The organism is Bacteroides sp. AM32-11AC (assembly GCF_003603515.1).
GTDB classification, from domain to species: Bacteria; Bacteroidota; Bacteroidia; order Bacteroidales; family Bacteroidaceae; genus Bacteroides; species Bacteroides uniformis.
Window position 1 is genome coordinate 222,861 of the sequence record NZ_QTNH01000003.1, and the last position, 15,441, is coordinate 238,301.

Genomic DNA, 15,441 nt, shown 5'->3' on the forward strand with positions numbered 1-15,441 from the left:
CGGCATTACGTACACCACATTTGCACATTAGCATATTTGCACATTAGCACATTTATAGTTATGAAGGTTATCAACTTTGCCGAGACAAATTCTGTCTTGAACCAATACGTGGCGGAAATTCGTGATGTAGCAGTCCAGGGCGACCGTATGCGTTTCCGCCGTAATATTGAACGCATTGGAGAGATAATGGCGTATGAAATGAGTAAGGAACTGACGTATTCTGTCAAGCAGGTACAGACTCCCTTGGGGGTGGCGTCGGTCAGCACACCCGATGACGAGGTGGTGATTGCCACTGTTTTCCGTGCCGGATTGCCTTTGCATACTGGATTCTTGAATATGTTCGACCATGCCGGGAACGCTTTTGTTTCCGCTTACCGTTATTATAAGGATAAGGAATGCCGTACGGTGGATGTACACATCGAATACATCGCTACTCCGGATTTGTCCAAGAAGACATTATTGATTGTAGACCCGATGCTTGCCACGGGAGAAAGTATGGAATTGGCCTGGAAGGCCTTCGTCACCAAGGGGATGCCGGCCAAGTTGCAGATAGCTTGTGTCATAGCCAGCCGGCAGGGCGTAGAGCATCTGGAAAAGCTGTTCCCTGGAGATGAAGTGACCTTGTGGTGTGCAGCAATCGACCCGGAGATGAACGAGCATTCCTATATCGTTCCCGGGCTGGGAGATGCCGGAGATTTGGCGTTCGGTGACAAGATATAAGGTTCATATATCTTTTCCATCAGCCTTTTCCCAAGTGCGGGCCTATAATGACCCGGTTCATAATAATTGTGGATGTCTTCCGTGTATTCGTTGATACCGGTGAAATCAAATACATTCCGTTTTCCGAAGAAGCGCTTCAGTGTCTTTACGTCGGCAGGGTTTATGTTGACTTGCAGGTAGTCGGGACTGATAATGATTTTTACATCGGTATCATGTTTCCGGCAAATCCACTTTATTTCCTGCAACAGATTGATTTGCTTTTCCCTGAGCACTTGGGGGGCTTCCCGGTATTTCCCGTCTCTATAATTCTTCATTTTCTCTTTGGTGAATTCTCCTTTCCGGTTTTCCCAGTACTTATCTCCCTCTTCCTTTATCATTTTCTCTCTGGGATTTAACACGTCATTGGTTACCGGGTTTCGGGTGGAGCCATAGGGGTTTATAACCCCTTTCATGTAAGGGCGATAGGTATGGAACAGCTTGTAGTCCAGATAGGGGAAGAGAAAGTTCGGGTAGAAGAAGGCTTGGCAGAATTCCTTCTGAAACTTGAAGCTGCTTATTCCCGATATGGCGGGTGGCAGAATGTTGGAATGTCCGGTCAGGCAACGGTCGTTGTGCAATGATTCCTTGTCGATAATCAGCAGCAGGTTCTTGATTGTTGCACCTGCCTTGTCCAGTGCCTTCAGCTTCAGGCAGACGGCGGCAAGGCTTTCGGCATTTCCGAATAGCCGTACGGCTCTTCCGCCGTGGAGGTATTTCTCCCATTCATGGCATTGATAAGCCATAGTGCAGGAGTTTCCCATGATATAGGAGTCGATGGGGATGGTATCCCGGTTGTTCAGATACATCTGCCACCCCACGTGCCCTTCGTTTAGTACAACCGGGGTTTGGTCGTATCGTTCATAGTTCTTCAGGACCATGAAAGGGTCGTCCAGGAAATAGACTGCCAGTAGGGCTATAAAAGGGATAAAAAGGATAAAGAGCTTTTTCATGAAACGTATGGCTGCGTTCCGTTCGCTGTTTTTCTTCATCATGTGTCTTTATTGTCAAAATTGTAAATATATGAAGCTGTCCGAGTTGAACTGTCCCAGTGTGAAAAGTATTATGGCGAGCAGATAATAGATACTCCATCTTACGGCTGCCGGCTGTCGTCCGAGGGCTTCTAGCAAATCATGCTTGGACATGAAATATTCGTAAACCAATATCAGTACGAGTGCGCTTCCTGCCACAATGCTGTTGTGGTCCGGCATTCCGATGTTCATTTCCTTCCAACTGTAATGTACGCCGAAGGAGAGGTGGCTGATGTAGTGGAACGCTTCGGCCATGGAGCCCGCCCGGAAGAATATCAGAGATACGGCAAAAAGTAGGTAGGTCCTTACGACGGATAATGTGGCATATAAGCGGCTTCCCAATTGGGCTTTCAGTCTGCGGTGAAATGCTGTGGTCTTCATCTCGTAGAAGATGATGACACCTTGAATTAGTCCGTAGACAGCGAAGTTCCATCCGGCACCATGCCAGATACCCAGTCCCGTGAAGGTCAGCGCCAGACTTAGAAATACGCCCCATTGTCCCCATCCACGCAGGTTCGAGGACAACGGAAGGTACAGATAGTCGCGTACCCAGAATGAAAGCGACATGTGCCATCGGCGCCAGAAGTCGGCAGTGGTCTGTGCAATGAACGGCCGGTTGAAGTTTGGGCTGAGCTTGAATCCCAGCATGCGCGCTCCTCCCAATGCGATGTCGGTATATCCGGAGAAGTCGGCATACAGCTCTATCGGATATAGGAGGCATGCCATCAGCAATTGCACGCCCGAGGCTGTGTATACCGACCCGAAGACACCGTCTATGTATGGGGCGATGGAGTCGGCCAGTATCAGTTTCTTTATTAGTCCCACGACAATCAGTCTCATTCCGTAGACCATGGATGTATAGTCCGTAGCTTTGCAGGACTTCAGTTGGGGGAGCATGTCACTTGCTCTTTCTATGGGACCGGAAAGGAACTTCATGAAGAAGAGCATGTATATCATGAAGTCGGGCAGGCTCTTTTCCGGTTCTTCTTCTTGCCAATAGATTTCTGTCAGGTACGAAATGGCCTGGAAAGTATAGAAAGAGATTCCCAGCGGAAAAAGGATGTGGCAGTCTGTAAGCCGGTCGGCATACCGGAATGCCAACCAGCTCACGACCAGAAAACACACACCTGAAAAATAAATTCCCTTCATGCTGCTTTCCCGCTTGGTCTGTCCTATCCATTTGCCAAGGTAGAAGGTGGTAAGCGTGAGGATGAGGGCCGTTATCAGAAAAGTGAGGTGGTAGAAGCCTATGAAGAGGCAGCTGGCTGTCAGTAAGGTCGCTTTTCTGAATCGTGAAGGAAGCGTATGGTATAGAATGAAAGTACACGCAAACAGTACGACGAAGTTCAGGGATATGAATGACATTTCCTAGTTGGTTTTGGTTAAAATGGCATGGCAGATGTCTCCCACGTTTTTGAGTTTTACAATATCTCTGAAGGTGAAGCGTACATTGAATTTCTTCTCTATCTTGTTTATCAGTTGCATGTTGGTCAGTGAATCCCATCCTTCCACATTCTGGGCGGTGGTCTCATTGTCAAGTACAATGTTCTCTCTTTTCAGTACCTCCCGAAAGATGAGGCTCATTTCATTCAAAATAGTCTGTGTATCCATTGTCAAGTTTAAATTAGTTCTTGTATTTTCTTTCTGTCTGTTTTGCTACTGGTGTTCAGCGGAAACTGTTCCAGGCAATGCATATGCTTGGGAATCATGTAGTAGGGAAGCCTGCTATACAGATATTCCTCTATCTGCTGTTTGTCGAGCTGTTTCTTCTCTACGACGAGATGTAGTTCGCACTGATTGCCGTTGTCGTATTTGGGAATGACGACTACACGGCATTCACCGTTGAAAAAGTTTTTTGCCACATGTTCAATCTCGCTCAGCTCGATGCGAAATCCTTGTATCTTTATCTGTGAGTCTTTTCGTCCGCAATAGATGATGTCACCGTCGGCATCCATCCGGCAGAGGTCTCCCGTCTTGTAGTATACTTTTCCATTGGCGGTCTCTACGAGGCATTCCCCGTTTTTTTCGGGAGCATTCCAGTATCCACCCATCACTTGATTGCCGCTAATCCATAGTTCGCCGGTTTCTCCGGTAGGCAGCGGGCGACCGTCGTTATCCATAATTAGGGCATCGATGCCTTCGAAAGGCCTTCCGATAGCGGTCATGCCGTTGTGATGCTTGCAGGAGGTGACGGGTATCCGGTAGGCAGTGCAGTAGATGGTTCCCTCTGTCGGTCCGTATAGGTTTATGAAAGAGGCATTGGGGACACATTTTCTGAAAGCATCCAACAGCTCCGCGTCAGAAGCCTCGGCAGTAACCACTAGATATCTAAGTGCGGGGAGGTGTATCTCCGGAAAATAGGGACGTAGCAGCTGGAGCAGTGAAGGGGCCACGGCAGCGAAGGTCAGGTCGTATTTTTCCAGAGTTTCAATTACGTTGATGTATTTCACGCCTTCCGGAGAAACGGTGTATATGCAAGCACCCAGCGTCAGCGGATATAGAAAGGATACGATGGAAACGTCGAAAGTGAGTTCGAACATCTGCAGCATCCGGTCGTTCTCGTCCAGTTGCCAGTCGAGGCGGTGGTAGGCGGTATAGAAAGCATTCAGGTTACGGCGGGAGATGGGTACTCCTTTGGGTTCGCCTGTGCTTCCGGAGGTAAAGATGATGTAGGCATTTTCCTCTTCTGCCGTATGGAGGATGTCTTCTGCGGCATGGAACGTGGCGGAGTTCTCTGCCTGCTCTATTTCGGAGGTACATATCAGTTCCAGATTCCGGGTGTCGAGGTTCAAGACATGGATATTCTCGGTATGCAGCACGAGGCGGATGCCTGCCGAGTCGGCAATTCTGTCGTTCCTATGTTTGGGGTAGGAAGGATGGAGGATGACGTATGTCTTTCCGCAAATCAGTGCAGATAGTATGGATGCGTATGTTTCCAGTCTGTTTTCTGCGACGATACCGATAATTTTGTCTTCTCTGTCCTTGAATAGGGAGGATATTTTCTGTACGCAAGTTGCCAGCTCTCCATAAGTGCAGGCAGTGTCTTCGATGACGAATGCCGGTCGGTCGGCATATTTGCCGAAGGCTTTCATGATGTCGCCAATCAAGTCATTTGGATACTTTTTCATTTAGTCCGTTATGTTATAGTTCAGTTTTTGCGGAAGCGATGTTTGTCCGTCGTTCATTAAAGACAGTGGTTTCCCGCAATCTCCCTACCGGGAAATCCTTAAGATTTCTAAAAAAGGAGGGATACTGTTCGGAATAAAAGAAACAGAGGGGGCAAATACATACTCACCACAGGATAACACGGATTAACACTGCTAAAAGCTCTTTATTATCAGAACCCCTAAGGCAATCTGTGTTAATCCGTGTTATTCTGTGGTGAGTATGATATACTCTTCGGGCAAAATGGGTTTGCGAACAAAGTCCTTATTTTGCCCAGAACAGTTTGTGGTAGTAAGTGTCTTCGGCTGACACCTCTTTATAGTAGGGATTGTAGTTGACTTCCGTATTCGGGTATCTCCAGCGGTTCGGCACATTTGTGATGGTACCGGCCACTTCGGGGAAGGCCAGGCCGGACGGATAGCCGGTACGTCGGATATCACTCCATGCCTCACGACTGGCTAGGAAACCGAAATGCAGCCACTTTTGGGTAATGATGGCATCCATCTTGTCTGTATATTTCGTGCTGTTCCATTTGGCAGCGGCGAAAGAGGCGGTTTCTTCGGCGGTAGGGGCATCATACCGGCGTGCGTTTTCACCCGTACTTACCGAATCGTAATAGTAGTAAAGCGTGATGGACTGGCTGACAGCCTTTTTGAACTCTTCTTCCGCTTTCGCTTCATTCTTTGCCACTCCATACCCCATTTCATAGGCTTCCGCTTTCAGGAAATGGATTTCGGGTGAGGCCATTATCAGCATGTCGAATTTGTCGTTTTCCCAAAAGAAACCTTTCTGCGTGATTTGTGAGAAACCGGTGTTGCTGGTATTGACTTCGTCTTGTGCCTGCGAGTTGTAATATTCCGTCAGCTCATCTGCCACGGTAAGGTCTGTACCCAGATAACGGTGCTCGTCCAATTGACCGGTGTTTTGGTTGGTAATCTTCACGGGATTGAAGTTGAGCAGGATGCGCGGGTCGTCTTCTCCTTTCACATAAACGCCGCTCAGTGGGTCATTGCTGGTCATATCATAGTTGCCATGGCCCAGCATGCGGTCGATGATGGCGCCCGAAGCAAGTCGGTTGGTTACCCAGTCACCCAGTCCGTGGCCTGCGGTGAAGTTCAGTTGCCCAGACTTCTGGTTGACAATGAGAATGTTGTTTTCTTGTTCCTCTATCAACGGATAGGCTGACGGATTTTCCAGGATTTCCTTGATGGCGGTACGGCCTTCCGCCTGCAAGTCTCCTTGCGCGGCTACGCGCATGGCAAGGCGCAGTCGCAAAGAGTTTGCATAACGTTCCCATTTGTCCATGTCCCCGTTGTTGATAAAGTCTTGTGTATTGAAGTTCCTCGGTGTGGGGATGGAACGGAACCGTGGAGCAATTTCTTTGAGCTCATCAAGAATGGTTTTATAAATATCCTCGGCCTTGTCATAATGAGCATACGATTTACCTACATCGTTGGTAAGCGGCAGCGTACAAGCTTCCGAGAAAGGCATATCCCCGAAAACGTCCACTGTGGCGGCAAAGAAATCGTACAACTGTACTTTGGCGGCAAGATAGAATGCCTCGTCCTGGGCTTGTTCTGCCGAGCTTTCTTCCTCGTAGAGAGATTCCAGCTTACGGAACTGGGCCAGTGCCGAATACACATTGTCCCACTGTCCGTCAATAGCGGGTATATAGCCGGGGGTATACATATCCGTAGTGTTGGAGTAGCCGAAGGTTTGTGCATACTTGCCCGTAAACTGTGAATCGAATCCGAAGAACCGGTTGTATTCGTAAACATCATAGTCCTTTACTTTTTGGAAGACTCCTACCATCAGATTACTGATGGTGACTTGGGTTACTTTGGAGGGGTCTTCGTATTTGCTGTCGAAGTCATAATCCGTACAGCTTGATGTTGTCAAGAGGAATGCTCCCAATGAAACAAGAGATAATATCTTTGTCTTTTTCATACTCTTTGTTGTTTTTTGGATGGTTGTTTTGTCAGAAACTTGCACGAAGTGAAACACCGAAACTGCGGGTAGCTGTGGTAGAACTTCCCACGGTAGCCTGGTTGGCCCAGGATGTTCCGACGGACGACTCCGCATCGTAGTTTTTCAGTGCTTTGTAGAAGTAGAAGAGGTTACGTCCGAAGACCGACACACTCAGCCGGCCCAGTCCCAGTTTGGAAATCATCTTTTCGGGAAACTGGTAGCCGATGGTCAATTCACGCAGTTTGACATAAGAATTGTCGAATACCGAATGGCGGTATGTCAGCTGTTCGGCCTCCGTTCCCCAATTATAGGTGGTGTTGTAGTAATAGCCTGCCGGAATGATACGTGTGTTTCTTTCGCCAGTGGAGGCCACTACACCCGGAAGGATGATGCCGTCGTGGTAGATTATCTCTCCGTTGGGGCCGGCACCCGTGGAAGGGTCTACTTGTACCGGAATTCCGCTGGAATTGTTGTCGCCCGGATAGTAATAGGATAGTCCGCCGTGTTCCGTATCACGGTACTTCAGGGATTCGGGTGTCAGACCCACTGCGGTGGCATATTGGTTCATTTCGTTGATGACATCCCCTCCGATGCGGAAGTCGATACTGAAATCGAGGAATACATTCTTGTAGGAGAAAGAGTTGAATAGACCTCCTACGCCTGCCGGATTGATGTTGCCGACTTTCTGCAATTCGGTTTGGTTGAGGTAAAGACCTTTATCGGAAACGAGGTACTCACCGTTTTCGTTCACTTGGGGAACCTGTGCATAGATGTCACCCATTGGCTGGCCTTCCACAGCTTGTATTTTTATTCCGCTGCCTCCGGAGTTGAGTATTTCCAGATAGGGCACTCCATCGGCCAGTTTCACTACTTTGTTCTTATATACACCATAGTTGGCTGTCAGGTCCCAGCGGAAATCTCTGGTCAGTATGGGAGTGGCACTGATTGATATATCCCAGCCGTGGTTGGCTACCTCGCCCACATTCATCAACACATTCTTTACGCCTGATGTGGAAGGTTGCGGCGTGGAGAGTATCTGGTCCTTTACACGGTTGTTGTAGTAAGATACATCTATACCCAACCGGTTGTTTAAGAACTTGCTTTCCAGACCTATCTCGTATTCGTACTTCTTTTCCGGATGGATATCTGCATTCCCCCATGAAGAGGGAATGGTGTTCCAGGTGAATCCGTTGTCCGAACCTTGCTCGTAGACGATATTGGCGGTATAGGTTTCAGGAGCATTTCCTACGATACCGTATGAGAGGCGCAGTTTTCCATAGTTCCACCATGACGGCATGTGGAAGGCTTGGGTGAAGAGGAAACTCAGATTGGCGGAAGGATAGAAAAAACTCTGGTCTTTTAGGGTAGACGAGCGTTCCTGGCGTCCGGTCAGTTCAAGGAATAGATAGTTGTCCCATCCCAGGCTCAGTGTACCCATATAGCCGGTTTTCAGTAGTTCCATACGTTGCAGAGTACTGCTTGGCGTGTAGCGGCTGGCATTGAGGTCGAACCAGTTTTCCGTGACAAGCCCGCCATTGGTGGAGACCCTGATATTGTTCATATTTTCGTAGCGTCCGGTCCAGCCTACGGTGGCGGCAATGTCGAAGCGGTTGATATTATAGTTGAAGTTCAACATAACATCTCCATAAACAATGTCGTAACGGCGGTTGATGGACTGGAAGCTGCCGTTGGGGTCGTATAGGGAATTGGGTTGTTCGCTTTCATATTTCAGTGTTTGCTTCACATCTGTGATATCAGTTGAAACCTGGGCACGCAGACTCAGCCAGTTGGTTATCTGCCAGGTGGGGCGAATCATACCGATGAGCCGGTTCTCTGTCTCGTCGCTATGGTGATGGTACATATTCCACAGCATGTTGTTCACTCCGGTGGCGTAACTGGGGTCGTAGGCCCATGATTCCTCGGGAGTCAGCGTGGCGTTTCCTCCGACAAAGGTATTACGGTATCCCAGACTGGTGACGTAACTTTGTTTCAGATAGGGAATGTCCAGGAAGGTGGAGAACATGTTGCCGAAACCGCTGTATAGGTTGAGCGAGGTTTGCGGGCGGTCTTCTACATTCTGTACGATGTAGTTAAGGGAGTATTCCAGTTTCAGCGGTTTCGCCAGTTGATACGAACCGGTCAGCTTGAAGTTGTGTTTGGTGAAGCTTCCGGTCAGGGCATTGGGAATCTCGTCCATGAATGTGTAGGAGAAGCGGTTGCTGGTGGTTTCCGTCCCTTGTGAGATGGCGAGATTGTAGGTCTGGGTCCAGCCGGTGCGAAACAACTCTTTCCACGGGTTGTCGGTCAGTGCCTGGTAGGGGCGCATCTTCCCGTCCCAGTAAAGTACCTCGCTGCCGTCGTATTTTGGGCCGAAGGACAAGGTGGTGGAACGGAGGCTTTTGTAGCTTTGTCCGTTTAGGGTTCTCTGATAGAAGCCTCCCGTCTGTTTCTCATAATCGCTGTATGCGGTGTTGTAGGTTCCCGGCCCGTATACGGTCTGTACTTTTGGCAGATAAGCCGGTAAGTTTGCCATGACTTGGGCATTGAAGTCCACCGTCAGCTTGCCGCTTTTGGCGCGCTTGCTAGTGATGACTACCGCACCGTTTGCAGCCTCCGAGCCGTAGAGAGCTGTGGCGGAAGCTCCTTTCAGAATACTGAGGCTCTCGATGTCCTCTGGGTTGATGTCTACCAGACCATTGGAACGGATTTGTCCGTCGTTGCCAAATTCGGCGAAGTCCGTGCTTTTACCCGTGCCGCCGTTGCGGATGGGTACACCGTCCAGAATGATGAGTGGCTGGTTATTTCCAGTGATGGAAGTCAGTCCGCGTACGTTGATGGAGACAGCTCCGGCAGAACCGCCTTGTGTCTGTGTGATGCGGACTCCCGGTGCTTTACCGTACATGGCAGAGGCAAAGTTGGGTGCTCCTGCCTTTACCAATTCGTCTGCACTGATGGTACTGATGGCATAGCCGACACGTTTCGTGTCTTTTTTGATACCCATTGCCGTTACTACGACTTCTTTCAGTTGCTGGGTATCTTCGCTGAGTGTAATCTTCAGGTCGCCTTGCTTTTTTCGTTTTGCCAGGTTTATCTCCCGGGTAGCATAGCCCATGTAAGCGATAGAGAGTGTTGCATCTGCAGGAACGGTCAGTGTGAAGTTGCCGTCCACATCGGTAATGACGCCGTTGTTGGTGCCTTTCTGTATGACGCTGGCACCGATAAGCGGTTCTCCCGTTACATCTCTTACAATGCCTGTAATGGTTCGGTTCTCTTGTGCAAAGGCTGTTCCGGTGAAAAGAAATGTTAATAACCAACTTGCAATAATCAAACTTTTTTGGAAGTGCGACGCTGAATGTGGAATGTCACACCGTTTTCTCATCCTGATTTTCATACTACTGAAAAATAATTGATTTATCTTATTATAAATGTTACGTCCTTTCGGCGGATATTTTAGCAAGAGGTATGCCAAACGAAAGGCAGACTATCCTTTTAAGAATGAATGATATTGATAATCAATTGCTTATTTTCTATCGGGAAAAAGGGAAGTTCGGGTGTTTGTGGTGTGGAGATGTGGAAAAAATCCACAGTAGGTATTCCACAATTTCCCTCTCTTCCCTTGAAGTCTTGTTGTCGACCCTTATTGGTAGCCTTGTTCATCGGAGGTATGCTCTATCACTACAATAAAATCTGGTGCAGTTGCAGTGGTTGCATTTTTTTTCAGGGTGGGAGTGTTTTTGACCTTTATCCGGGAAGGATTACTCGAACGAAAGAGCTATCAGCCTGCGGTTTGTGAGATTGATATTAAGCCAGTATAAATCAGAGAATCACTTTCAAAATGTGACTACTATGGTTACTGTGGCAAATATAGTTATTCTTGATGGAAGAACTGCATGTTTGGCGTAATAAGTATCTATGTTTGGGAGAGAAAGGATAGGGAGGTACTCTTACTTTTAGGAAATTAATATCATGTTTGCACCTTATTTGTTTCGTGCAAACATGATATTAATAAATCTTAGTGGTTTATTTTACTTCCCACGTATCATTCGTCATCAATAACTCCTCGAAGTTGTGATACTTCTTCTTGGCAGACACCTCTTCGATTTGTTCATGAACAGCATCGTCGTAAGTAGGAGCTTCCACATCGCGGATAACACCGAGTGCAATCGGGAAGTCGGGACCTTCCATCAGGGCAAGCTTCAGTTGCAGGGTGTTGTCCATGCAGTGGGCATCGTGGATGAGGATATCCTTCTCTGTAATGCCGTTCTCACCGAGTTTCACGACTTTTAGACCAAAGCCTTCCTGCATCAGTCCGTATTCGTTGTTCTCGCCGAAGAGCATTGGTTCGCCGTGTTTCAAGTAGATAGCATTCTTGGCGCGGTCTTCCTTTTTGGCTACGGAGTCATGCGTACCGTTATTGAAGATAACGCAGTTTTGCAGAATCTCGCAAACGGAAGCCCCTTTGTGAGCCATGGCTGCCTTCAATATTTCCACTGTCCCCGGAGCATCGGTAGCTACCGCGCGGGCAAAGAAACGGCCGCGGGCACCGAAGCAAAGCTCTGCCGGGTGGAATGGATCTTCTACCGTACCATAGGGAGACGACTTGCTGACGAAACCACGTGGAGAGGTCGGAGAATATTGACCTTTGGTCAGACCGTAGATGCGGTTGTTCAGCAGAATCATGTTCAGGTCGATGTTACGGCGTACGGCGTGGATGAAGTGATTACCGCCGATGGCCAGACCGTCACCGTCGCCGGAGATTTGCCATACCGTCAGGTTGGGATTGGCAACCTTGGCACCTGTAGAGATGGCAGCAGCACGTCCGTGGATGGTCTGCATCGCATACGTATTCATGTAATAGGGCAGACGGCTGGAGCAGCCGATACCTGAGATGACGGCATTCTCCCAAGGAGCTTTGCCGATTTCTGCCATTGCTTTGTGCAGTGAAGCCAGAAAGAAGTGGTCACCACAACCCGGACACCAACGGGGTTGTCCTTTTTTATAGTCTTTTGCTGTATATTCGCACATAATCTTTTTTAATTGATAGTTGATAATTGATAGTTGATAATTGGTGGCTGGTCATTGATAATCCGCATATTACGCATGGTTATTATCAATTGTCAACTGTCAATTATCAATTAATTTATTGAACGCTGCGACCAGCTCGGCAACGACGAACGGTTGTCCTTTGACTTCGTTGAACTGGTACGGGGTGAAGTTGTCTATCTTCATACGTAGATAACCTGCAAATTGTCCGAGATTCTGTTCGGCAACTACCACCTTCTTGTACTTCTTCAGAACGGTTTCCGTGTTCTTGGGGAGCGGATTCAGATAAGTGAAGTGAGCGAGGGCAACCTTCTTGCCTGCCTTGTTCATCTCTTCCATGGCCGAATACAAGTGGCCGTATGTACCGCCGAAACCGACAATCAGCAAATCGGCATCGTCTGCACAGCCTTGCACTTCTACATCAGGTACGGGGATTTTGGCAACCTTCTCGGCACGCAGGTGGCACATCAAGTCATGGTTTTCGGGATCGGTGGAGATGGCACCGGTATTGCTGTCTTTCTCCAGACCGCCGAGGATGTGCATATAGCCTTCTTGTCCGGGGATGGCCCAATAGCGGACACCTGTTTCGGGATTGCGTTTGTACGGAGTATAGTTGTCCTTCATTTCGGAAGTCACGTAGGGAGGGGTGATGGCGGGATAGTCTGCCAGTTTGGGCAGCTTCCAGGCGCCGGAGCCATTGGCAACAAAGCCGTCGGTCAGCAATACGACCGGGGTCATGTGCTCCAGTGCAATTTTGCTTGCCATGTAGGCTGCGTCGAAACAGCTTGTGGGTGAAGAGGCGGCGATGACGGGCATTGGGCTTTCACCGTTGCGGCCGAACAATGCCTGCAACAAGTCTGTCTGCTCTGACTTGGTGGGCAGACCGGTAGAAGGACCGCCACGTTGCACGTCGAGCACAACCAGCGGAAGTTCTGTAATGACTGCCAGGTTCATAGCTTCCGATTTCAGGCAGACACCGGGACCGGAAGTGGAGGTCACAGCCAGCGCACCTGCAAAAGCGGCGCCGATAGAAGTGGCGCAACCGGAAATCTCGTCTTCGCATTGCACGGTCATCACGCCCAGAGACTTGTGCTTGGAGAGTTCGTGCAGTACATCGGTTGCCGGAGTAATGGGATAGGAGCCGAGGAACAGCTTCAAGCCAGCCTTTTCAGCTGCGGCGATGAAACCGTAAGCAGTTGCTTTGTTCCCCGTGATATCCATGTATCTGCCGGGAACGGTAGTCTTACTTTCAATCTTATATGTATGGGCTACGGAAGCATGGGTGTTGTGTCCGTAGTCATATCCTGCATGGATGACCTTGATATTTGCTCCGGCAATTTCGGGCTTTTTGGCGAATTTCTCGCGGATGAAATCTTCGGCTATTTTCAGATCGCGGTTGAACAGCCAGCATACCAGGCCTACTGCAAACATATTGCGGCATTTCAGCATGGACTTGTTGTCCATTCCGGTGTCGGCAAGGCAGTCTTTCACCATCTTCGAGATGGGGGCGGCGATGACATCCTGCTTAATACCCATTTCCTCTATCGGATTATCGGTCTTGAAAGCGGCCTTTTCCAAGTCTGACTTCTGGAAAGCATCTGTATCGATGATGATACAAGCAGTGGATTTAGCAAACTTATATTGGGTTTTCAGTGCGGCGGCGTTCATCGCTACCAATACGTCGCATTTGTCACCTGGGGTATAGACTTTCTCTGCACCGATATGTACCTGAAAACCGGAAACACCGGTGAGTGAGCCTTGCGGGGCGCGGATATCTGCCGGATAGTCGGGGAATGTACTGATATCATTGCCCACGGTAGCCGAAACTGTTGAAAAGATGTTGCCGGCGAGCTGCATACCATCGCCGGAGTCTCCGGAGAAGCGGACTACCACTTGCTCCAGTTCTTTGACCATCATGTCGTTTGCCATAACTTACGAATTACTATAGATTATTTGAGGATTACTATTCCGTTTACATAGGCAGCAAATTTCGGAAAGTTAATCGGATTAACAAAACTTTTTTCGGAAAATCGGCAGAATACATTATCTTTGCATCCGTAATCAGCTTGCGTCGTGTAAAAATAGTGTAGAAGTTCTATAAATATTCTACATATTCCGCTGATTATCAGTTGAGGCTCTGTAGTTCAACGGATAGAACAAGAATTTCCTAAATTTTAGATAGGGGTTCGATTCCCCTCGGAGCTACTTTTCAAGCCCGTCTCCATTAAGGTGGCGGGCTTTTTGTTGCTTGTTGAATTCGGCTATTATTTCTTCCTTTTTTGTTTTTCTACGAAAAAACAAGAAATCAATCGTTCTGTGTTGAGTTGAAAAATATGGGATTTAAAATTGCGTGATTCTTGTCGTTACTTTTCGGAACTGCTCTTTATAACCGGCTAGGTTATAGCAAACCGGAATGGTACTGTTGCCGACACGGTATATGCCGAATTTGAAGTAATATCCTTCTTCGTCATTGCGGCCAATCAGTATCTCCTCATTGTTTACGATATGTTCTTTCACTTCCTTTTCTGATTGACGGTAGGACATGGTTACGTCAAGAAGTCCGGGTTTAAGAATGGTTTCTTTTTCTTTTCCATATTCGGTCCAGTCTATATTTACCTGAAAAGTTATCCAGCAATCTTTGGGGAAATTCTCGAATGGCATTTTATATGCTATTGTCGAGGTTTTGAAGGTAGAGGTGACTGGATGCATGATTTCTGCCTTGTCAGGATTGGCATTACAGCGGTCGGTCTTGTCCGTCAGCCATTTGCGGTCCGAATTGGCTTTGATGTAGAAATAACCTTGTGAAAAGCCGAAGGCAAGCGGGGGATAACCGCCTTGTTCTATCAGCCAACCGTTCGGTTTCCCTGCTCTGTAGAGGGTATCTCCTTGGGCGTTGATTTTGATAATTTTATCATATGCCGTATTTTTCTTGAAAATCATTCGCCTCTCCAGTTCCAGAAACTCCTTGGTACTGAGTCTCATTACTTTGCCATCAGGGTCGGACACAAGTGTACGGCTTGGCATGCCGTGCCATTGGGCAAAGATGGTAGATACGTTTTTGTCAAGGGTATGTGGAATGTAAACAGAGAATGTGTAGCTCATGGATGAACCTTGCGGGCAACTTCCCTTGCCATAATGATAGACGGTCTTCATCTTTTGAGCATTGGGATATTCATCTGCCGGATAGTTTTTGAAATCGTCGGATACGGCATAGCAATAGCATAGTTCGGCGCGACCTTTGGTTTCTCCTTTAGAGTAGCCTTCCAGAGTGTTGTCATCTTGTTTCAGCTCAAAACGGTAAGAAGGCTGTCCTTGAAAGGGACGGGAGTAGTCCAGTTGTATGGCATGGGACTTATTGGTACCTACGGCCACCCAACAGCCGTCGACAATCTGTCGGATACGAGCAGAGTCGGCCTGTACATTCACACGTTCCTTGATGGGAGTTAATTCCGGCCATTCCATTATTTCGGGCAAACCT

10 protein-coding genes and 1 tRNA gene are annotated in these 15,441 nt (G+C 48.2%); 2 read left to right on the plus strand and 9 right to left on the minus strand.

The window, feature by feature from the left end:
* Positions 1-60: 60 nt before the first annotated feature.
* Positions 61-720 (plus strand): uracil phosphoribosyltransferase, encoded by a 660-nt coding sequence (upp, locus tag DW800_RS04815; protein WP_035457545.1) that lies wholly within the window; start codon positions 61-63, stop codon positions 718-720.
* Here the strand turns inward: upp and DW800_RS04820 are convergent.
* From DW800_RS04820 to DW800_RS04855, 8 genes are all read right to left on the minus strand, one after another.
* A complete protein-coding gene (locus tag DW800_RS04820) occupies positions 663-1,751 on the minus strand; it encodes a hypothetical protein (RefSeq protein WP_005830721.1) in 1,089 nt (362 codons plus the stop codon). The two genes, upp and DW800_RS04820, sit on opposite strands and share 58 nt — an antisense overlap.
* Positions 1,752-1,763: 12 nt before the next feature.
* Positions 1,764-3,152: an MBOAT family O-acyltransferase gene (locus tag DW800_RS04825; RefSeq protein ID WP_117703816.1), complete on the minus strand. Its 1,389-nt coding sequence runs from the start codon at positions 3,150-3,152 to the stop codon at positions 1,764-1,766.
* Positions 3,153-3,155: 3 nt separating this feature from the next.
* Positions 3,156-3,398 carry an acyl carrier protein gene (locus DW800_RS04830; protein WP_117703817.1) on the minus strand — a complete coding sequence of 81 codons (243 nt, stop codon included), beginning with the start codon at positions 3,396-3,398 and terminating at the stop codon, positions 3,156-3,158.
* Positions 3,399-3,406: 8 nt separating this feature from the next.
* Positions 3,407-4,915: an amino acid adenylation domain-containing protein gene (locus DW800_RS04835; RefSeq protein ID WP_117703818.1), complete on the minus strand. Its 1,509-nt coding sequence runs from the start codon at positions 4,913-4,915 to the stop codon at positions 3,407-3,409.
* Positions 4,916-5,216: 301 nt separating this feature from the next.
* Complete coding sequence (locus DW800_RS04840) at positions 5,217-6,899, minus strand: SusD/RagB family nutrient-binding outer membrane lipoprotein (protein ID WP_044467467.1); 1,683 nt, start codon at positions 6,897-6,899, stop codon at positions 5,217-5,219.
* Between the two features lie 31 nt (positions 6,900-6,930).
* Positions 6,931-10,311 (minus strand): SusC/RagA family TonB-linked outer membrane protein, encoded by a 3,381-nt coding sequence (locus DW800_RS04845; protein ID WP_373176811.1) that lies wholly within the window; start codon positions 10,309-10,311, stop codon positions 6,931-6,933.
* Positions 10,312-10,940: 629 nt separating this feature from the next.
* The gene (locus DW800_RS04850) at positions 10,941-11,945 is read right to left on the minus strand and encodes a 2-oxoacid:ferredoxin oxidoreductase subunit beta (RefSeq protein WP_005834397.1); all 1,005 of its coding nucleotides are present in this window, start codon (positions 11,943-11,945) and stop codon (positions 10,941-10,943) included.
* Between the two features lie 99 nt (positions 11,946-12,044).
* Positions 12,045-13,892, minus strand: coding sequence for a 2-oxoacid:acceptor oxidoreductase subunit alpha (locus DW800_RS04855; RefSeq protein ID WP_005830698.1), 1,848 nt, complete (start codon positions 13,890-13,892; stop codon positions 12,045-12,047).
* 204 nt (positions 13,893-14,096) lie between these two features.
* On the opposite strand from DW800_RS04855, the gene DW800_RS04860 reads away from it, so the two are divergent.
* Positions 14,097-14,168 (plus strand) — tRNA-Arg (locus DW800_RS04860).
* 135 nt (positions 14,169-14,303) lie between these two features.
* Here the strand turns inward: DW800_RS04860 and DW800_RS04865 are convergent.
* Positions 14,304-15,425: a heparin lyase I family protein gene (locus DW800_RS04865; RefSeq protein WP_117589189.1), complete on the minus strand. Its 1,122-nt coding sequence runs from the start codon at positions 15,423-15,425 to the stop codon at positions 14,304-14,306.
* Between the last annotated feature and the right edge of the window lie 16 nt (positions 15,426-15,441).

Coding starts and splice junctions, on each gene's coding strand:
- upp (WP_035457545.1), top strand. CDS start 61: ATGAAGGTTATCAACTTTGCCGAGACAAATTCTGTCTTGAACCAATAC.
- DW800_RS04820 (WP_005830721.1), bottom strand. CDS start 1,751: ATGATGAAGAAAAACAGCGAACGGAACGCAGCCATACGTTTCATGAAA.
- DW800_RS04825 (WP_117703816.1), bottom strand. CDS start 3,152: ATGTCATTCATATCCCTGAACTTCGTCGTACTGTTTGCGTGTACTTTC.
- DW800_RS04830 (WP_117703817.1), bottom strand. CDS start 3,398: ATGGATACACAGACTATTTTGAATGAAATGAGCCTCATCTTTCGGGAG.
- DW800_RS04835 (WP_117703818.1), bottom strand. CDS start 4,915: ATGAAAAAGTATCCAAATGACTTGATTGGCGACATCATGAAAGCCTTC.
- DW800_RS04840 (WP_044467467.1), bottom strand. CDS start 6,899: ATGAAAAAGACAAAGATATTATCTCTTGTTTCATTGGGAGCATTCCTC.
- DW800_RS04845 (WP_373176811.1), bottom strand. CDS start 10,311: ATGAAAATCAGGATGAGAAAACGGTGTGACATTCCACATTCAGCGTCG.
- DW800_RS04850 (WP_005834397.1), bottom strand. CDS start 11,945: ATGTGCGAATATACAGCAAAAGACTATAAAAAAGGACAACCCCGTTGG.
- DW800_RS04855 (WP_005830698.1), bottom strand. CDS start 13,892: ATGGCAAACGACATGATGGTCAAAGAACTGGAGCAAGTGGTAGTCCGC.
- DW800_RS04865 (WP_117589189.1), bottom strand. CDS start 15,425: ATGGAATGGCCGGAATTAACTCCCATCAAGGAACGTGTGAATGTACAG.